14 protein-coding genes and 2 pseudogenes are annotated in these 20,339 nt (G+C 53.0%); 8 read left to right on the top strand and 8 right to left on the bottom strand.

Annotation, left to right across the window (positions count from 1 at the left end):
- Window positions 1-73: 73 nt before the first annotated feature.
- On the top strand, window positions 74-709 hold the full coding sequence (locus BITS_RS01395) for a TetR/AcrR family transcriptional regulator (RefSeq protein WP_026642911.1): 636 nt from the start codon (window positions 74-76) through the stop codon (window positions 707-709).
- Window positions 710-839: 130 nt separating this feature from the next.
- Window positions 840-3,176: a glycoside hydrolase family 3 N-terminal domain-containing protein gene (locus BITS_RS01390; RefSeq protein ID WP_026642912.1), complete on the top strand. Its 2,337-nt coding sequence runs from the start codon at window positions 840-842 to the stop codon at window positions 3,174-3,176.
- 229 nt (window positions 3,177-3,405) lie between these two features.
- On the opposite strand, the gene BITS_RS01385 is transcribed toward BITS_RS01390, so the two are convergent.
- Window positions 3,406-4,023, bottom strand: a complete 618-nt coding sequence (locus tag BITS_RS01385; protein WP_044259211.1) for a TetR/AcrR family transcriptional regulator — start codon at window positions 4,021-4,023, stop codon at window positions 3,406-3,408.
- A 250-nt stretch (window positions 4,024-4,273) separates the two neighbouring features.
- On the opposite strand from BITS_RS01385, the gene BITS_RS01380 reads away from it, so the two are divergent.
- The 6 genes and pseudogenes from BITS_RS01380 to BITS_RS01355 all read left to right on the top strand — a co-directional run bounded on the left by BITS_RS01380 (window position 4,274) and on the right by BITS_RS01355 (window position 15,667).
- Window positions 4,274-6,541: an exo-alpha-(1->6)-L-arabinopyranosidase gene (locus BITS_RS01380; RefSeq protein ID WP_026642914.1), complete on the top strand. Its 2,268-nt coding sequence runs from the start codon at window positions 4,274-4,276 to the stop codon at window positions 6,539-6,541.
- A 345-nt stretch (window positions 6,542-6,886) separates the two neighbouring features.
- On the top strand, window positions 6,887-7,396 hold the full coding sequence (locus BITS_RS01375; protein WP_034534516.1) for a MarR family winged helix-turn-helix transcriptional regulator: 510 nt from the start codon (window positions 6,887-6,889) through the stop codon (window positions 7,394-7,396).
- Window positions 7,396-9,270 (top strand): ABC transporter ATP-binding protein, encoded by a 1,875-nt coding sequence (locus tag BITS_RS01370; RefSeq protein WP_044259209.1) that lies wholly within the window; start codon window positions 7,396-7,398, stop codon window positions 9,268-9,270. The genes BITS_RS01375 and BITS_RS01370 overlap by 1 nt, the downstream gene beginning before the upstream one ends.
- A pseudogene (locus BITS_RS01365) lies at window positions 9,263-11,280 on the top strand (ABC transporter ATP-binding protein). The gene BITS_RS01370 and the pseudogene BITS_RS01365 overlap by 8 nt, the downstream one beginning before the upstream one ends.
- A gap of 398 nt (window positions 11,281-11,678) precedes the next feature.
- Window positions 11,679-14,987 carry an isoleucine--tRNA ligase gene (ileS, locus tag BITS_RS01360; protein ID WP_238556513.1) on the top strand — a complete coding sequence of 1,103 codons (3,309 nt, stop codon included), beginning with the start codon at window positions 11,679-11,681 and terminating at the stop codon, window positions 14,985-14,987.
- A 458-nt stretch (window positions 14,988-15,445) separates the two neighbouring features.
- Window positions 15,446-15,667, top strand: a complete 222-nt coding sequence (locus BITS_RS01355; protein ID WP_026642916.1) for a hypothetical protein — start codon at window positions 15,446-15,448, stop codon at window positions 15,665-15,667.
- Here the strand turns inward: BITS_RS01355 and BITS_RS09660 are convergent.
- The 7 genes and pseudogenes from BITS_RS09660 to BITS_RS09280 form a co-directional block, all read right to left on the bottom strand.
- A complete protein-coding gene (locus BITS_RS09660; RefSeq protein WP_407712208.1) occupies window positions 15,566-15,874 on the bottom strand; it encodes an Ig-like domain-containing protein in 309 nt (102 codons plus the stop codon). The two genes, BITS_RS01355 and BITS_RS09660, sit on opposite strands and share 102 nt — an antisense overlap.
- Window positions 15,874-16,050, bottom strand: coding sequence for a beta galactosidase jelly roll domain-containing protein (locus BITS_RS09630; protein ID WP_338010648.1), 177 nt, complete (start codon window positions 16,048-16,050; stop codon window positions 15,874-15,876). The genes BITS_RS09660 and BITS_RS09630 overlap by 1 nt, the downstream gene beginning before the upstream one ends.
- A gap of 15 nt (window positions 16,051-16,065) precedes the next feature.
- On the bottom strand, window positions 16,066-17,691 hold the full coding sequence (locus BITS_RS09335; RefSeq protein ID WP_162141996.1) for a beta galactosidase jelly roll domain-containing protein: 1,626 nt from the start codon (window positions 17,689-17,691) through the stop codon (window positions 16,066-16,068).
- A gap of 72 nt (window positions 17,692-17,763) precedes the next feature.
- Entirely contained in the window at window positions 17,764-17,934 is a 171-nt protein-coding gene (locus tag BITS_RS08850) for a hypothetical protein (RefSeq protein ID WP_154568625.1), read from the bottom strand.
- The gene (locus tag BITS_RS09405) at window positions 17,906-18,382 is read right to left on the bottom strand and encodes a hypothetical protein (RefSeq protein ID WP_238556512.1); all 477 of its coding nucleotides are present in this window, start codon (window positions 18,380-18,382) and stop codon (window positions 17,906-17,908) included. Before BITS_RS09405 ends, BITS_RS08850 begins: the two co-directional genes overlap by 29 nt.
- Before the next feature lie 323 nt (window positions 18,383-18,705).
- Window positions 18,706-19,062: pseudogene (locus tag BITS_RS09655) on the bottom strand (beta-galactosidase); the annotation flags it as partial.
- 147 nt (window positions 19,063-19,209) lie between these two features.
- On the bottom strand, window positions 19,210-19,908 hold the full coding sequence (locus BITS_RS09280; RefSeq protein WP_081693611.1) for a beta-galactosidase: 699 nt from the start codon (window positions 19,906-19,908) through the stop codon (window positions 19,210-19,212).
- Window positions 19,909-20,339 lie beyond the last annotated feature (431 nt).

Raw genomic sequence — 20,339 nt, 5'->3', positions numbered from 1 at the left:
GTCTGATTGTCCTTGCGCCCAGCTGTGATGACCGTGTCGTTATGGCTGGGCAAGAGGCATTACACTCATGAATATGGCAATCAAGTCGACGGCGAAACGTGTTCGCAAATCTCCGGAGGAACGGCGTGCGGAAGTCCTCGATGCAGCGGTGCGGCTGATCAGTGAGCGAGGATTCAACGGAATATCGATTCAGGATGTCGCGGATCGTGTCGGAATCTCCAAGCAGGGAGTGCTCCGATATGTGGGCAACAAAGACAATCTGCTGTCCATGGTGTATCGGGAATATTACAACCGCATGGGAAGCCCTGAGGATTTCATGGCATCCGGACTGCCCGGTAGTGCCCGGGATCGGCTGTTGTTCCCCGCATATCTGCGATATCTTGTCCAATACAATGCCCAACGACGCATGCTTGTGCAGATGTTTACGATGTTGCAAACGGAGTCGTTCAATCCCAGTCACCCATTGCATGACGAATTCGCGCAACGCTATGAGGGGATATGGCAGGGCTACAGTCTTCTGCCCTGGCTTATTCCGGAGCCATTGCGTCCATGGCAGGCGCATATGAAACCGGTGGTTCGACGTGCCATGGAAGTCATGGATGGTGTGCAGTTGCAATGGTTGAGCAATACGGAAGTGGATTTGGTCGAGGAGTGGATGAGCCTTGAACCCATGCTGTTCCCCTCTCCGCAGTGGGATGGTTATCGTTGAGTGTGGCATGGGTGAGTGAGCCATAAGACACGCTGCGGAACCTCGGTAAATCAAGCAATTGACAAGCATAAAGCTTATTGTTACTATTTATAACTACCAACTGGTAACTAACTTCAATGTGGAGGTTCTGATGACAGGCGAAACCCAATTGTCATATATGAACCCTGATCTTCCAACACAAGAGCGCATAGCCGATTTGCTCGGGCGTATGACGCTGGAGGAGAAGGTCGGGCAGATGCTGCAGCTTGACGCCCGTGGCGGCGAGTTGGAAGAACTCATCGTCAACAAACATGTCGGTTCGATTCTGCATACTTCGCCGAAAGACCTTCCTCGCGCAGTGGATATGGTGAATACTCAGACACGTCTGCATATCCCTTTGGTCATAGGCGATGACTGCATCCATGGATATTCTTTCTGGCCCGGGGCGACCATATTTCCTGAGCAGTTGGGAATGGCCGTGAGTTGGGATCCTGAAAAAGTCGAGGCTTTGGGTCGCGTTACCGCAAAGGAAGTGTCTGCCACTGGCGTACATTGGACATTCTCTCCGGTTCTGTGCATAGGACGCGATACTCGTTGGGGTCGTGTGGGGGAGACCTTCGGCGAGGATCCGATGCTCATCGGTGAGCTTGCCTCCGCAATGGTGAGGGGATACCAAGGCGGCGCCAAAGCAGGTGAGGAACTTCCTAAGGATGCCATTTTGGCTTGTGCCAAGCATTTTGCGGGGTATTCCGAGACTCAGGGAGGCCGTGATGCTTCTGAAGCAGATCTGTCTCATCGCAAGCTGGAATCTTGGTTCCTGCCTCCTTTTGAGCGCGTGGCCAAAGAGGGGTGCGCAACTTTCATGCTTGGATATGAGGCGATCGACGGCGTTCCGGTAACTTTCAACTCCTGGTTGCTGTCTGACAAGCTGCGTGGCGAGTGGGATTATCGTGGCACGCTGATAACCGATTGGGATAATGTCGGACGTGCCGTGTGGGAGCAGCATATCAAACCGGATTATGTGCATGCTGCAGCTGATGCCGTGAAAGCCGGCAACGATTTGGTCATGACCACGCCGCAATTCTATGAGGGTGCAATCGAGGCGGTGCATCGTGGACTGCTTGATGAAGGGTTGATCGATGCCGCCGTGGAACGTATTTTGGCACTGAAATTCCGTTTGGGTCTCTTCGAAGATCCACGGCTTCCCGATGCGCAACGCATACAACAAGAAATAGGAACAGCTGAACACCAGGAAGTGAATCTCCAGGTGGCAAGGGAATCAGTGACATTGTTGAAGAATGATGGCGCCTTGCCGTTCCAACGCAAGGATGCAAAGCGCATTGCAGTGGTCGGCCCATTGGCTGACGATGCGCAAGGTCAGCTGGGTGACTGGGCGGGCAACTCAGGTCAGGTGAATTGGATGCCGGATGGTCATCCTCGTCATATGATCACGACGGTGCTCGACGCTTTCAGGTCCTTGGTGGATGAAAGCACTGAAGTGGTGTATTCGCGCGGCGCCAATATCGTCGATTTGGTTCCCGATCCGGAAGGGGAGACCTTCCCCGACGGGCAGCCTCGTCCCAAGATCGGCGTGTCAGCGCAGGTCGACCAGAAGCTCATTGACAAGGCCGTGGATAATGCGAAGCGAAGCGATCTGGTGGTTGCGGTTGTAGGCGATGTGGTGCAAACCATCGGTGAGACCTGTTCCACGGCTACTTTGGAACTTCTGGGTGGCCAGAATGCACTGCTTGAGGCACTTGCTCATGTCGCAGAAACAACGGGGAGGCCGTTGGTCGTGGTGTTGATGAGTTCCAAGCCCATGGTGTTGCCCGCATGTGTTATCGGTGCCAATGGAGTGATAGTCGATGAATCGAAAGCCAATGGCACGAGCGCTCTGCTGTGGGCTCCCAGCCCTGGCATGAAGGGCGGTCAGGCCATAGCCGAAATCATCCTCGGTATAACAAACCCAAGTGGCCGACTGCCCATAACCTTCCCGCGTCATGCAGGACAACTGCCGGTGTATTACAACCAGATTCGCGGACAGCATGGCAATCGTTACGCTGATCTGACTCAGGATCCGGCATTTGCCTTCGGTGAGGGACTGAGCTATTCGAAATTCTCCTATTCTGAGCCTCTCATAACCAATGAGGGAACGGGAGAGCAGGGCAATTTCCGAGAAGGCGATGTGGTCCATGCGGAAATCACCCTGAGCAATGAGAGTGATATCGCAGGAACGGAAGTGGTGCAGCTCTATATCGGGGATATGGTCACGTCCTACAGTTGGACCGACCGTGAACTCAAAGCCTTCAAGCGCGTAAGCCTTGAGCCTGGTGAGAGCAAGACCGTGGAATTCGATATTCCGGTCGCGCAATGCACGATTGTGAACGCCCGGGCGGAACGCATTGTCGAACCGGGAGAATTCGAATTGCTGATCGGCCATTCGAGTCGACGTGATGACCTGCATCGCACAACCTTCATGGTGGTGTGATCTACAGAATCACCATTCATTGCCGTTCGTCTGTGAAATATGGTGTGTACAGGCGAACGGCAATGGTGTTTTCGGCGGTGTGAAGAGGTTTTCGTGAGATCCTGCCGGCGTATGAAATGCCATTATTCCCTTGCGATTGCCTGTGCGATGTCATGCGGCGGTTGTGTATGGCATCGTGCCGCACTGTGGAAGAGGGCAGTGCCCAACAGGCGGCAATATTGTCGATTGATTACCGGTAGTGCTCCCAAACCGGCAGTGGGAATAATGTATTTTCGCAATCGGCCCACATGGCATTGAGGTCTTGGCCGGGGGAGCGCAGCCAACGCAATTGGATGCCGTCCATGGCACTCCATGCCGTAATGATGGTCGTTTTCAGATCGATTCCATCGGGGACAAGCCATGCAATATTCATCATGGCATCAACGCCTTCGCGCTCGCGGTTACGGAAGTATTCATGCGCTGGGTGCTCTGGAGAGAGTGCTTCGGCGCTCAAAGTTGAGAACATGTGCACGAGTTGAGGGCGTTGGGCGTTCACTGCGACTATGGCTCTCATAACCGAGGGGATGCGCAAGGGGCCGGCTTTGGATTGATCAGAGACGATACGGTCGGTTTCCATATCATACATTTCGGTGAGCACCATATTCAGCAGGCCTTCTTTGCTGCCGATGTAATGGAGCAGACCGGGTTTGGTCAAGCCAACTTGGTTGGCGATGCGTTGCAAGGATGTGCCGTAATAGCCCAGATTGCCGAAGCATTCCACGGCGGACCGCATGATCTGCGCCTTGCGATCCAATTCCCCGTGGGGATCATCTTGAAAAGTGCCGGCGTATGCTCTGCCCGTTGCCATCCGTGTCCGTCCTTGCTGGAATCAGTAGAGAATGCCTCTACCATACCTGTTTCCTGACATATCGCCTGCGGAAGCGAATTGCGCTTCGTCGCGAGTGGTGTGTCGAATACATTCATGATACACTGTACCTACCGACCGGTAGGTACAGATTTGGATAGGCCGTTATGGGCATATTGCAACGGGTTCCAGCCGATCAACCGCACAGCGTGCGCTCAACGCCGAGATTGATACCGCAACGAGGAGTTAGCTTATGAGTGAGCAGACATCATCTTCCACATATCCAAGTGTCAACGATCTGAGCTTGGAAGAGAAGGCTTCTTTGACATCCGGTGGTGATGCATGGCATTTGCAGCCCATTGAGGAGCGAGGCATTCCGGGATATATGATTACCGATGGTCCTCATGGCCTACGCAAAACCGCAGGCGACACAGGCGCCATTGATCTGGAGCATACCGTGCCGGCGACATGCTTCCCTCCTGCGGCTGGGATGTCAAGCACATGGAATCCCGAACTCGTCGAAGAGGTCGGTCAGGCCATGGCCGAAGAGTGCATTCAGGAAAAGGTTGCGGTGATTCTGGGGCCTGGAGTCAATATCAAACGCAATCCTTTGGGCGGGCGCTGCTTCGAGTATTGGTCAGAGGATCCGTATTTGGCTGGTCACGAAGCCGTGGGCATTGTCAAAGGCGTGCAGTCCAAGGGTGTCGGCACTTCGCTCAAGCATTTTGCCGTCAATAACCAGGAAACGGATCGTCTGCGCATCGATGCTCGCGTTTCTCAACGCGCTTTGCGTGAGATTTACCTGCCCGCTTTCGAGCATATTGTCAAAACCGCACAGCCATGGACGGTTATGTGCGCATACAATCGCATCAATGGAGTGTATGCAGCACAGAACCGCTGGCTGCTCACTGATGTGCTGCGCAAGGAGTGGGGATTCAAGGGCATCGTCATGAGTGACTGGGGTGCCGATCATGATCGAGTGGCCTCGTTGAATGCCGGTCTGAATCTGGAAATGCCTCCAAGCTTCACCGATGATCAGATTGTGTCTGCGGCCCGAGATGGTCGAATCAGTCCAAAGCAGCTTGATGACATGGCTCAGGGCATGATCGGTCTGGTGAATAAGACGCGTCAGGCTATGAGCGTTGAGGACTATCGCTTTGATGCGCAGGTTCATGACGATATCGCGCGCCGTGCCGCGGCCGAGTCCATGGTGCTTTTGAAGAATGATGAACATATATTGCCATTGTCCAAGAATGCCCGTGTGGCGGTAATCGGTGAGTTTGCGCGTACGCCGCGTTATCAGGGTGGTGGTTCCTCGCATATCACGCCTACGCAGTTGACGAGTCTGCTCGATGCTCTGCAGCAGCGTGGCATCGAATATGATTTTGCTCCGGGATTCACTTTGGAAGATGGTGAGCAGGAGCAGTCGCTTGTCGATGAAGCGGTGAATATTGCATCGAAAGCAGATGCGGTAGTGATGTGCCTTGGTCTGCCTGAATATGCGGAATCCGAAGGATTCGACCGCACGTCATTGGATATTCCTGCAAAGCAACTGGAATTGTTGTCCAAGGTGCGGGAATCCAATGCCAATGTGGTCGTATTGCTTTCCAATGGTTCCGTTGTTTCGCTTACGCCATGGCAAGATCAGGCCAAGGCCGTTGTGGAAACCTGGTTGCTGGGACAGTCCGGTGGCGGTGCGATCGCCGATATGCTCTTTGGTGATGTCAATCCTTCTGGAAAGCTCTCCCAAACCATCCCGCTGAACATCCTCGACGATCCGAGCATGCTCAATTGGCCTGGCGAAGAGGGTCATGTCGATTATGGCGAGGGAGTGTTCGTAGGCTATCGGTACTACGACACCTATGCCAAGGAAGTTGCATATCCCTTCGGATTTGGGTTGAGCTACTCCGATTTCTCCATTGACAATGTGTCTGTGGAGCGCACAGGAGCCAATACGGCATGTGTGCGTGCGACGGTGACCAATGTCTCTCAGACTGCCGGAGCTCAGACGGTGCAAATATATGTGGCTCCGGGCCGATCAGAAGTGGCTCGCCCTGTGCATGAGCTCAAGGGCTTCGCCAAGGTGTTCCTGGAAGCCGGGGAATCCAAGGAAATCAGCATCGATTTGGATGAGCGGGCCTTCGCATATTGGTCCGAACGTTTCAATGATTGGCATATCGAAGCCGGAACGTATGGCATCGAGGTGGCGACCTCGAGTCGCGATATCGTCGAACGCTTGGATATTGAGCTGGAAGGTGACGGCAAGAGCCTTCCTTTGAATGAGTGGTCCAATATGTCCGAGTGGCGCAAGGATCCGGTTGGCGGTCCCATCGTCAAGCGCATGTTCGAAGAAGGCCGGGACGGCCGCATCCCCGCTCTGCCGGAGAACAATCTAGGCGCTGAGCTGTTCCTGGACGCCATGCCCATCAATTCCATGTCGGTTTTGCTGGGCAAGGATGGCAAGGTGTTGACCCAATTCCTATTGGATGAATATGCAAAGGAAACCGACGGTCTTCACTGAATACGATTCTGGATGTGCAAGATGGCAACGATGCATGAGATAGGTGAAACAGGTTTGTCGTCGATCTAAAGCATCGCGAAAAGCAAGTCAAGGTCAAGATGCTCCCTGCAGGACGGACTGAATATCTGTCTATCCTGCGGGGAGCATTTGTGTTGTCTCTCAATTCATGCATGCCAGATTCCTTGATATTTGGCAGTTCCAACCGATGGTGACTGCACATTGCCTGAGTTGATATGTTCAATATATGAAGCATATACAACAGTTGTATATGCTATGCATTATGATGAAACCGATCGCTTAAATAACAGGTATATTCCTGATGTATCAATCGAGGTTGTAATCAATATGGATGCTCCACCATTGAGTATTGAGTTGCAGAATCTTGTTAAGGCCATTAAACGATATCTGTCGTTGACCATGCCGGAAAAGGCGCATAATGCCACCAATGGCAATGCTCGCATCATCATGTTCCTTGCGCGTGATCGTGATCGGGAGATCTTTCAAATGGATATCGAGGAACATTTCGGCATAACAAGATCCACGGCATCCCGAGTGCTTTCGCTTATGGAGAAGAAAGGGCTGATAGAACGCATAAGCGTTCCGCAGGACGCTAGGCTCAAACGCATCGTTTTGACTGATGATGCCAATGCAATCGTCGAGGACCTCAGGGGTAACGCGCACCGTATGGAAGAGCTGCTACTCGAGGGAATCACCGAGGGGGAACTGCGCCAAACCAAAGACACCATACGTCAGATGCGTGCAAATATCGATGAGGCATTGCTTGAAGTGCTTGAAGACGATACCAAGCAGGAACGCGAACGGCGCTCCGAACAAGAGGATAAGGAGGAACGATAATGGCAGAAGTTGCAACCCAGACAGAAGAGCTGGCACAGATGAGCCAGCAACAACGACCCAAACACGTGATTCATACACTGCTGAACAGCCTGCGAGAATATCGAAAAGCCACATTGCTGACACCGGCTTTTGTGGTGGTTGAAGGCATTCTGGAGATTTTGATTCCGACGATTATGGCGGCTTTGATTGATCAAGGCATCAGTGGCGGATCGATGCCGATGGTATGGCGCTTCGGTCTGATATTGGTGTGTATGTCGGCGGTTTCTTTGCTCTGTGGATTTATGGCGGGACGATTCTCCGCAATCGCTTCTGCGGGATTCGCCAAGAATCTGCGCCATGATTTGTTCCAGCAAGTGCAGAATTTCAGCTTTACCAATATTGACAAGTTTTCTACAGGTTCAATAATCACCAGGCTGACCACTGATGTCACCAATTTGCAGAATTCATATCAGATGATTCTGCGATTGGGAGTCAGAGCCCCGATTATGGTGATTATTTCCTGGCTGTTCGCCTACCGTATTTCACCGTCGATCTCCATGGTCTTCCTCGGTGCGATCCCTGTGCTCGGAGTGGGCTTGATCGGTCTGGTCGTTTTGGTGCATCCGGTATTCGAACGAGTATTCCACACCTATGATCGCCTGAACTCCGTGGTTGATGAGAATCTTCAGGGAATGCGCGTGGTGAAGTCCTATAACCGCGAATCCTATGAGGTCTCCAAATTCTCCAAGATTTCCGAGCGCATCTTCAAGGATTTCGTCAAGGCGGAAAAGATTCTGAGCTTCAATATGCCACTGCTGCAGTTCTGCATGTATGTAAGCATGATTTTGATCGCTTGGCTCGGCGCCCAGCAGATCGTCGCTTCGGGCAACAACGGGGCTCTGGGATTGACCACAGGCGATCTGACCGCTTTGGTGACCTATGCCATGCAGATTCTGATGTCGATGATGATGCTTTCCGTAGTCTTCGTCATGTTCATCATTTCGCAGGCTTCTGCGGAGCGTATCGTCAGCGTATTGCAAGAGCAGAGCACGGTGACCACTCCTGACAACCCCATCATGGAGGTGAAGGACGGCAGCATCGACTTCGACCATGTGACCTTCAAATACGCCAAGCAGGCGCAAAAACCGGTTTTGAACGACATCAACCTGCATATCAAGTCCGGACAGACCTTGGGTATTGTGGGCGGCACTGGTTCCTCCAAGTCCAGCTTGGTGCAGTTGATTGCAAGATTGTATGACGTCACCGATGGCTCGCTGAAAGTGGGCGGTCACGATGTGCGTGACTATGATCTGACGGTGCTGCGAGACAATGTGGCCATGGTTTTGCAAAAGAATGTGCTCTTCAGCGGAACCATTGCGGAGAACCTTCGCTGGGGCAATCCGAATGCCACTGATGAAGAGATTCGTCATGCCTGCCGACTTGCTCAGGCGGATGGATTCATTCAGGAGTTCCCTGACAAATACGACACATATATCGAACAGGGAGGAACCAATGTTTCTGGCGGTCAGCGTCAGCGACTGTGCATTGCCAGGGCATTGCTCAAGAATCCAAAGATTTTGATTTTGGATGATTCCACAAGCGCTGTTGATACCAAAACCGATCAGTCCATTCGTGAGGCATTCCATCACGAAATTCCCCATACCACCAAGATCATTATCGCTCAGCGCGTGGCTTCTGTGCAGGAATCCGATGTGATCGTTGTGATGAACGATGGTCAGATCATGGATATGGGTACGCATGACGAATTGCTGCGCAGTTGCGAGGAATATCGGTCCATCTACGAATCCCAGGTGCGTAATTCGGCATCTCCGGAACAGATTGAGGGCACACAGTCAAATCAAGGAACGGAAGAAAAGGGGGAAGTCAATGAGTGAGTCACGCGAACGAGACAATAGCAAGCGCGGCATGGACAAGGCGGCTCCAGGCACAACCAGGCGTATTTTCGGCTACATTTTCCAATACAAGTGGCGCGTGGCCATTATTGTGCTGTGCATAGTGATTGGTGCAATAGCCCAGGCTGGCGCAGCTCTGTTCCTCCAATCCCTGATCGACACGTATATCCTGCCCTTGGTTGGATCCAGCCAGCCTGACTGGTGGCCGTTGATTCAGGCGCTTACCCTTATGGGAATCCTTTATGCCCTGGGTACCTTCAGCACCTGGCTGTGGGGCTGGCTCGTCGTCACTGTCGAACAAGGCACGTTGAAAGCCATCCGTGACGAAATGTTCGCTCATCAGCAGCATCTGCCGATTGTGTATTTCGATACGCATGAGCATGGCGACACCATGAGCCGGTACACGAACGATACCGATACTTTGCGTCAGGCGATCTCGCAGTCTTTCCCTCAGATGTTCTCTTCGGCCATAAGCGCCTTGGCCGCCATGATTGCCATGTTGTGGCTTTCCATTCCTTTTGCCCTGTTCACTTTGGTATTCACCGCGTTGCTTATCGTGATTGTGCGAGTGTTGGTGACCAGAAGCGGCATGTATTTCATCAAGCAGCAGGTTTCGCTGGGTGATGTGAATGCCTTCGTCGAGGAATCGGTGAACGGTCAGAAGGTCATCAAGGTGTTCAACCATGAAAACGCCACGGCAGAGACCTTCGACAAAAAGAACGAGGAGCTTTTTGAAGCCTCGGCTCTGGCGAATACCTATGGCAACAACATCATGCCTGTTGTGGGCAATATGGGATATATGCTCTACGTGCTGCTCGCAATCGTTGGCGGCGTCGTCAGTCTTGCCGGCATCGGCAACTTCGGATTGTCGGGCGCGGGAACGATGACACTGGGCACCCTGATTTCACTGTTGACCCTGAGTCGTGCATTCATCAACCCAATCGGTCAGGTCTCCATGCAATTCAATATGGTGATGATGGCTTTGGCCGGTGCTTCGCGCATCTTCTCCTTGATGGATGAGCCGTTGGAAAAGGATGGCGGCAGCGTCGAGTTGGTAAATATCGAAGTCGGTGATGATGGCCGCACGATGACCGAGGTTGACCATGAAACCGGACACTGGGCTTGGAAGCGTGCCGCGGATGACGATGGCACGCGCTCGCTGGCCGCAGCGGCCAAGCTGGAAGGGCAGGCTCGTGAGGTCGCTCTGAAGGCCAAGAGCAAAGTGCGGTGACCTCAGCTGATGGCCGCTACACCATGCTGCGCGGCGATGTGCGATTCACCAACGTCACCTTCGGATACAATCCTGACAAGCCTGTGCTGCACGATATCACTTGGTTCGCCAAGCCCGGCCAGAAGATTGCTTTGGTGGGTGCCACCGGTGCAGGAAAAACCACGGTGACCAACCTGATCAACCGTTTCTACGATATTCAGGAAGGGCAGATTCTTTACGACGGCATTGACGTGAAGAATATCCGCAAGGCTGATCTGCGCAGTTCCTTGGGAATAGTGCTGCAAGACGTGAACCTCTTCACGGGAACGGTTATGGATAATATCCGTTACGGTCGTTTGGACGCCACTGATGAGGAGTGCATCGAAGCTGCTAAGCTCACGAATGCGGACGGATTCATTCGCATGCTTCCTGATGGTTACCAGACCGTGCTGAAAGGCGACGGATCCGGTTTGTCCCAAGGCCAGCGTCAGTTGATCTCCATTGCTCGCGCAGCCGTTGCCGATCCTCCGGCGATGATTCTGGACGAAGCGACCAGCTCAATCGATACTCGTACCGAAGAAGTGGTGCAAGCGGGTATGGATGCTCTGATGGAAGGGCGCACGGTTTTCGTCATCGCGCATCGTCTGTCCACTGTTCGCAATTCCGATGTGATTATGGTTCTGGACCACGGCCGCATTATCGAGCGTGGATCGCATGATGAGCTCATCGCATTGGGCGGCGAATATTACCAGCTCTACACGGGTGCGGTTGAGTTGGAATAGCCTGAGGTGTTTTGTCCGTCAATAGTGGTGAGTTTCCACTGATTTCAACGGGTCCGGCAGTTTGTTGCCGGGCCCGTTGTGCGTTGGTCGTGATTTGACTGTTGCATGGTCTGTTGAATGATCTGTGCAGTCACCAGTGTTCACCGTGGACGAAGCGCTTGCCTGTCCACGACGAAGTGTTATTATGGCCGCACATCAAGCAGTGATCCGTTATCAGCGGGGAGCTTTCGGAAGAAAGGGCAAGTGCCTGAGTAGAACCGACGGGATCGGCCCGTCACAGCCGGACACAAGAGGTCGTAGTTTCGTTGGAATCTGCGGCAATCGAGGTGGTACCGCGGTGGTATGGCAATCATCGTCCTCGTGCAGGTAAGTAATCACGCCGAGCGAGGAGCATAGCTGTGGCATATCCCAAGGTAACCACTGGGTCGGGCGTCACCCCGAGCCCGAATTTCCCCCAGCTTGAGGAATCCATCCTCTCGTACTGGGATGCAGATGATTCTTTCCAAAAGTCCATCGATCAACGTCCTTCGGGCGACAAAAGCAACAATGAATTCGTATTCTTCGATGGCCCTCCTTTTGCCAATGGTCTGCCTCATTACGGCCATCTGCTCACCGGCTATGCCAAGGATGTGATCCCTCGCTTCCAGACCATGAAAGGCCGCAAGGTTCATCGTGTATTTGGCTGGGATACGCATGGCCTGCCTGCTGAGTTGGAAGCACAGAAAGAACTCGGTATCGAGTCAGTGGACCAGATCGAGGCCATGGGCATCGAAAAGTTCAACGATGCTTGCCGTGTCAGTGTGCTCAAATACACGAATGAATGGCGAGACTATGTGCATCGCCAGGCGCGTTGGGTGGATTTCGATCACGGTTACAAGACGCTGGATATCCCCTTCATGGAATCCGTTATGTGGGCATTCAAGCAGCTCTACGATAAGGGCCTGGCCTATCAGGGATATCGTGTGCTGCCTTACTGCCCGAATGACCGCACTCCTTTGAGCGCACACGAACTTCGCATGGATGCCGATGTCTATCAGGATCGTCAGGATACCTCGGTTTCGGTGGCCGTGAAGCTGCGCGACGAAGAAGATGCCTATGCGGTCTTCTGGACGACAACGCCGTGGACAGTGCCTTCCAATTTCGCAATCGTGGTCGGTGCGGATATCGATTATGTCGAAATCCGTCCATCAGAAGGCAAGTTTGCTGGGAAGAAGTTCTACTTCGCCAAGGCATTGGTGTCCTCATATGCCAAGGAATTGGGCGAGAACTACGAAGTCGTTCGTGAGCTCAAGGGCAAGGAAATGGCCGGCTGGCATTATTGGCCGGTCTTCCCGTATTTTGCAAGCGAAACCGCGCAAAGCGAAGGCAATGTGCCCGGACCGAATGCGTATCAGATCTTCACCGCGGATTATGTCGATACCACCGAAGGTTCCGGTTTGGTGCATCAGGCTCCCTACGGTGAAGACGATATGAATACGCTGAATGCGCATGACATCAAGAGCATTGATGTCTTGGACGAGAGCTGCAAGTTCACCGCGGCATGCCCTGATTACGAAGGTACGTATGTCTTCGACGCCAATCTGCCCATTTTGCGTAATCTGCGTGCAGGAGACGGTCCTTTGGCCCAGATCGAAGAGGGGCGCCGCGCGCTGCTCTTCCAAGAGAAGAGCTATGTGCACAGCTATCCGCACTGCTGGCGTTGCGGAACCCCGCTGATCTACAAGCCGGTTTCCAGCTGGTTCGTTTCGGTGACCAAGATCAAGAAGCGCATGCTAGAGCTGAACCAAGAGATCAACTGGATCCCCGGCAATGTCAAGGATGGCCAGTTCGGCAAGTGGCTTTCCAACGCTCGCGATTGGTCCATAAGCCGTAACCGTTTCTGGGGTTCTCCTATCCCGGTGTGGGTGAGCGATGATCCAAAGTATCCGCGCGTGGATGTGTATGGTTCTCTGGATCAGCTCAAGGAGGACTTCGGCGATTATCCGCGCGATGACAAGGGCGAAATCAATATGCACCGCCCTTATATCGATCAGTTGACCCGCGTCAACCCTGATGATCCGACCGGCAAATCCCATATGCACCGTATCTCCGACGTGCTTGACTGCTGGTTCGAGTCGGGGTCGATGTCCTTTGCGCAGTTCCATTACCCATTCGAGAACCGTGAGTATTTCGAGCAGCATTTCCCCGCGGATTATGTCGTGGAATACATCGGTCAGACTCGTGGATGGTTCTACCTGCTGCATGTGATGTCGACAGCGCTTTTCGATCGTCCCGCATTCAAGAATGTGATCTGCCACGGCATCGTGCTCGGATCAGACGGTCAGAAGATGAGCAAGCATCTGCGTAATTATCCGGATGTGAACGGCGTTTTCAATAAGTATGGTTCCGATGCAATGCGCTGGTTCCTCATGAGCTCGCCGATTCTGCGCGGCGGCAATCTCATCGTCACTGATGAAGGCATCAGGGATACTGTGCGACAAGTCATGTTGCCGGTGTGGAGCTCATATTACTTCTTCACGTTGTATACCAACGCAGTGGGAAAGGGCAAAGGATATGAAGCCCGTGCATTGCGTGAGGATGAGATCGCAGGATTGCATCGCATGGACCAGTATTTGCTGGCACGCACCCGTCGCCTTGTCGAACAGGTGCAGCAATCCCTGGATCAATTCCTGATCGCCGATGCCTGCGCTGCAGTGAGCGAGTTCATCGACGTGCTCACCAATTGGTACATCCGCAACACCCGAGATCGTTTCTGGAATGAGGACGAGACGGCGTTCAACACGTTGTACACCGTTTTGGAGGTCTTCATGCGCGTACTGGCTCCTTTGGCTCCAATGGAAGCCGAAGAGGTGTGGCGTGGTTTGACCGGAGGTGAATCTGTCCACCTTGCCGACTGGCCATTCCTGACAGATGAGAAGACCGGCGAGGCGACTGAACTTGGCAAGGTCTTGGTGGATAACGAAGAACTCGTTTCTTCGATGGACAAGGTGCGCGAGATCGTATCCGGCGCGCTGTCGCTGCGCAAGGCCGCCCAGATTCGTGTACGCCAGCCTTTGGCTGATATGACCGTGGTCGCTGATCGACCTGCTGCGCTCGCGCAATATGCAGATGTTTTGGAAGGCGAACTCAATGTCAAGAAGGTCATCTTCTCGACATTGGAAGATGCCGCTGAACACGGATTGCGTATTGTGAACGAGTTGCGGGTCAACGCTCGTGCAGCCGGACCGCGTCTGGGCAAGCAAGTGCAGTTCGCCATCAAGGCTTCCAAGACCGGTGCTTGGCATGTTGATGCGGCGAGCGGTGCGCCTGTTGTGGAAACGCCGAACGGCGAGGTTTCCTTGGTCGAAGGCGAGTATGAGCTTATCCACCGCATAGAAGAGCAGAATGGTGACGGCAATGCCGATACTGTTTCCTCTTCATTGTCTACAGGAGGATTCGTCATCCTTGATACCAAGTTGAGCGATGACCTCATCGCCGAAGGCTATGCCCGTGACGTGGTGCGTTCGGTCCAGGATGCCCGCAAGGAAACCGGACTAGAAATATCTGATCGCATCGCCTTGCACTTGCGCGTGCCAGAGGCTGACGCGGCCAAGACCGAGCAATTCCGTGATTTGATCATGGAAGAAACCTTGGCCACTTCGCTGGAAGTCATTCCGGACGCAAACGCGGCCGAGTGCTCGGTAAGCGTGGAAAAGCTGGAGGACTAAAAGCGTCGTAATGGCACTTTGATGCCTGTATACGGCACAAGCCTGTGTAACAGCATAAGCCTGGGTAGGTTGGCAGTATCCACCTACCCAGGCTTTATCATGTGACTTGGGCTTAAGCAGTGCATACGGCAGAGCTGCTGGAATGCGACGGTGGCAGGATCCCTGATAGTGCATGGCTCATTTCTTATATTGCCTTCTGGGCATGGTCGGTTATGCGGTTCGGGCATTGGTATTCGAGAATTCGCTCAGGGTAATATAGCCGCTGCAATTTTATTGAACGGTAATATGTACGCGTGATATTCGGTATTCCTATGCATCCCTCAACGTGTGCCGACTGAGCTCGGAACGTATTCAGGAAGTGCATAGTACACAACGTGTTTATCAGATTGCATCAGTAGTACCCGCTTATAGATGTTTGTTTGGGATAGGAAGTTATTACGGAACGAGAACAAGGAGAAGTGCGCCAAGTCGCGTCTCAAGATCACAAGAGCAACAGCATTGACATGTTGAACGGTCCTATTTGGAACCGTGTATTGAGATTTGCTCTGCCAGTGGCCGCAACAGGTGTGCTGGAACAATTATTCAATGCCACAGGTGTGGCCATAGTCGGCAACTTTTCTGGATCTCACGATACGCAGGCTGTTGCAGCAGTGACCGTGACTGTAGCCTTGACCTGGTAGACCTGTGGGTCGGCGCCTTCTGCCGTTGGCACGGTCACGGTGCCGTTGACCTCCGAAGGTTCCTGCCTGTGCATACTGGTCGGCTTGCATTTCATCCCATGTTATGGTCTCGTCTGTCTGGCTGTCGTCGCTCCACGACACCTTTGTGCTCTCGGGCAGCACGGGTGCCGTTCCTGCCACAGTGGATACATTAAAGGAATCAGTTATTACACCTGTCGGAATAACTGCCTCTGCTTCCGTAGGAGCTGTTGTGTTGTGAATGGTACGTCTGGTCCGGAACCCGCTTCCTTGGCAGCCACAGCCAAGGCAATCGAATTCTCTCCATTGAGGTTGAGGAATCCTTGCGGGATGGTGAATGAGGTCTGCGGACCCATATCGCCAATATAGACACCGGTGTTCTAGCCGTTCACGAAAATCGCGACCTGCGAGTGATCTTGCAAGGTCTTGAACTTTTCGGACTGGAGATCTAGTCTGAAGGCCACATCCTGATCCTTGGGAACATTCAGCGTCACCTTGGAACGGTACCATGCGATGCCAGTCTTATCTGCATGGAGATCTGCCGCCTCAGTCCGATTGGAATCATCGACATTCTCGGCATACCATCCTGCACGTTCACCTCCTAGTCCACCATTGTTGTAGATGGTGCCGGAGGGGTTGTTCCCATCCTTGGCGGAGTCGGTGCCGGCACCCATGATGCGCCATTCGACAGCTCCTTGGGCGTTGAGTTCGGCATCGTAGAGTCTTCGGTTTTCCTTGGACTGTGACTTAGTGCCCCATGCTCCGTTATTCCAATCAAGCGAGAGTCCTAAAGTATGCACCATTACGGCGAGTACCGCAGGTTCTCCGGCTTTGACCGAACCAGTGGGGGCTGAGACGCTTACCCATTTTCCTGCATCAGTCGCTGGAACGGAACCTGCGTATTGTCCATTCACCCAAACTTGAGCGAATCCGGGGTTCTTGCCTTGTCCTGGTGCTCCAGCTGATGCAGTCGTCTTGAGACGGATTGTTGGATCGTCAGATGATGCGGTGTAATGCGCGCGATACCACACAGAACCGGTGTGGAAACCATAGTGATTGGCGTCAAGTACGACGCCCCGGGTTCCATGCCCTTGTTGGTTCCCATCGCGATTGTTGTATCGCACTATGCCATCGTAATCCTCACTTTGATGAGAAGTGGTGTCGTCGGCCACAGTCCACTGCGAATCATCGTAATCCACTGTTGATTCGCCGTCATCGCGGGCGGTGACGAAAGTGAATGTCTGCGGGGTAATTTCCTGAGGGTCTGCAGTTTCACCATTGGCCACAGAATCAGTGATGCTGCCTAGTGTTGCACCGTTCCATGTGACAGTGGTTACTCCTGCTAGAGCGATGACCGTTGCCGAGGATGCCTGAGACACAGAGCCGGTCAATGCCAGATTGCTTCCATCCAAGGTTGCAGTACGAGCGAGTTCCACGCCTTCGACAGCAGCCGGTGTCGTTGTGCCATCGGATTTTGCTGCGTCCAGGATCCAGGTGGTTTTCGCCTTCGTGCGGTCACTCAGACGCAAAGTAAGCGGCGCTTCATTGTCATCAGCAGCTGGCGTGATGGTGATGGACTGCGGATTCTCCTTGTACCGGTAATTCAATCTCAGTTGTCCTGTGGCAGCATCCCATACTTTCTCTACGCCCTCGGGTGCCTCGACGGTGGGTTCCGCCGAGTAGTGCAATACGGTTTCTCCGTCATCGCCGTTCACGCCAACGGCATATTGCAACGTGGCGTTATCCGTGACCATAGACGCACCGAACAGTTGTGAGGTGGTGTAATACGGCTGGTGTCCTCCAATGACGGTGTCTGCAGTCAACAGTAAGGCGTCGCGACCGTGAAGGGTGAGCGCAGTGCCTTCTTTTTGAGGGATCGTCCAGCTTACAGGGCTTCGCGGCTGAGTTGAAGGATACGCAGGCAATGATGCTGCGGTAAGGTACTGGCGCACTGCATCCAAAGAGACGAAAGTGTCGGAAGAGCCGACGAAACTTTGACCATCCACAGTGACTGACACTGTGTGTTCTGATGGTGTGCACGTGTCTGCCGCTCGCCAGCTGAACATAGTTTTCTGCAGTTATGCGCTGCTGGTGACTTCCTCGTGGGTCTGGCCCACGACTTCATCGTCAACGCGAACCGTTGCAGAACCATGGTTTGTGGAATATGCAGATACCAGATCGAAACCCACTCCTGTGAAGGTGAAGGAATACGTGGAGCCGTCAGTCTTGGAAAAAATGTTCGTCGCCATTGATGTCACCGGAAGTCCATTTCTTTCCAGATGCATAATCCCAGTTGGGTGAGAAAGTTATTGACGCATCATCGTTATTGACTACCTTTGGCGAGGTTGATGAGGTGACTTCAAATGCATCCAAGGAGATCACGTCACCGGTATCGCCGCCGAGATTGGTGATGACGATCTTGTGGACGCCTTCTGAGAGATCGGATACCGAGAAGACTTCCAGTTGTGCGGGCTTATTCTGCTCCGTATCGACGGTAGCCTTGGTGATTTCGACCGGGTCCCCGTCATCGATGCTAACGGAGAATTTTCCATGATCGACGCCTGTGCCGACCAAAAGTCGCATCCCTGTGCCCACGAAGCTGAATGTTGCTGAGTCTCCAAGAGTGGAGGAACGGGTAATGGTGCCTTCGGATGCCGTTGCATCGTCCACTTGTGACCACGAACCTGTGTATTCCACCTGAGAGGAGTTGTGTCGTCCACAAGAGTCGTCGAGGATGCGGGACCGCTTCCGGCTTGTGGATCCAAACTCAGTGGCAAATGGAATCGGGTCTCAGTTTCAGAATTGGAGTTCTTCAGACGTGCGGCAATAATCTGGGAACCGTTGCCGGTCGCCGAAAGTGTGGCATCGCTGGCATACTGGTCTCTTCTGTAATAGGTTGACACTTCGTCGCCATCGACATCGGTGGCAGCGGCGGTGTTTTGCGGTGCCATGGCAGCGACTTGCGGCACCGCACGCATATAGTAGCCCCTTTCTTTCTGGACAGAGGACTTCAGCGTCATCGAACGATCTTCGGTTGTTCCTGCACCGTAGTCATATGAAGTGAAACCGGATGCGGGAGTTCCGGTCCATCCCCAGTTTGTTCCGCCATAGGCCATATAGAAGTTGAAAGCCGTTACTCCATTGCCGATATTGTTCACGCCCCATTGACGTGTAAAAGCTTCATCAGTGTAGTTGTAGCAATCCGAGGTGTTGAAGCTTGCACCCCAAGGGATGAAGGAGCCGCCCTGGGATTCAGTGATGAAGTTGGAGCTGGTCGAAGTGATACGGCGGAAATTGGCTTCCGAATCATCGATTTTGTTGCGGCCAGCGCTGCAATTAAATCCGACGGGATATTTGTTGTAGGCGTAGAAATCCAACCCTGTTGCGGTGGTATTTGCTCAAGCGGCCGCCCATGCCCCAGTCGTTGTGGAACAAGAGGACTGTGATGCCTGTTGCCTTGACGTGCCTGCCCAGTTCGGTTAGGAATTCCTGATCCTTTGCATTGCCTTCAGTCAGCTCATTCTCTACTTGGTAGAGAGTAGGACGGATCCGCCGCCATCGGTGACCTGATGCTTGGAAATGATTGCGTTTGCTACTGTCAGCCATGATTCCGAGGCGGCCAGAGCCTTGGAATCCATCGAACGCAATCCGCCGCCGTAATTGGACATGTAGGCAGGAAGACCGCCCATGGAAATCTCGGCGTTGACGTATGGGCCAGGGCGTGCAATGACATACAACCCCTCTTCTTCGGCCAGGCTCAGCAACAGATCGAGGTCTTTGACGGTGCCGGGGGAGAAGTCAAACGGACCATTTTCCTCGCTCTGGTGCAATCCCCAGAACAGGTAGAGGGAGACCGCATTGTAGCCATGGGCTCGCATCTTTTGGAAGATATCACACCAGCCATTTACATCAAGAAGACGCCAATAATGAAATTCGCCGGACCATATGTTGATGCGCTCGCCGTCGATTTTGAAGGAACGGACATCAAAACTGACTTCATGAGGTTGCCTGTCATTTCCTGGGAAAGTAATGCGGGAGGGGGTGTATTTGGTTACTGAGTCCATGACTGAACTTTGAGTGTCGGCTGCGATGGTCGCGGGCACGTTCAACAGCCCTGTTGCAGTGAGCGCCATACCGCAGATTGCTGCTATTGCTCTGCCTAACAGTCGGTTACGCCTCGGCTGTGCGCGTGCAGAGTGGGGTGAGTAGAAATATCCCGTCATTGCCACACCTTTGCAGTACTGGAAGGGATTCAGAAAGAGTGTTGGGAGGAAGATATCGTCACTGATATCCATAAACCAAAACACGTTCTGAAATAAAGTTATTACCACGTTGCAAAGACTATTTGTTACCTATAAATACTTGTGATAAACGTAATGTTCACACGAGAATTTGTTAGATATTTCAGTCTAATGTAGTAGAGGTTTACTGGATTCTCATCAAGAAGCCGTGTGCCGGAAATCAGACCGTTTTGGAGGCATGGTAGAAATACTCAATTTATCCGCGACATGCCGAGTAGCGGGACGTATTGAATATTTGAAATATTAGCCGGTCGGTTGCGTTGTTGAGGAATAGTGATACCATGAAACTGCTAATTCACAGTAAGAGCGGACTAGTTAGCCGCTTTGAATGCTAAGCAGAATTCTGCAGGGGA

Source organism: Bifidobacterium tsurumiense (assembly GCF_000741765.1).
Taxonomy (GTDB): Bacteria; Actinomycetota; Actinomycetes; order Actinomycetales; family Bifidobacteriaceae; genus Bifidobacterium; species Bifidobacterium tsurumiense.
The sequence above is the reverse complement of the archived record's forward strand: the minus strand, read 5'-3'. Positions and strand labels throughout refer to the sequence as shown.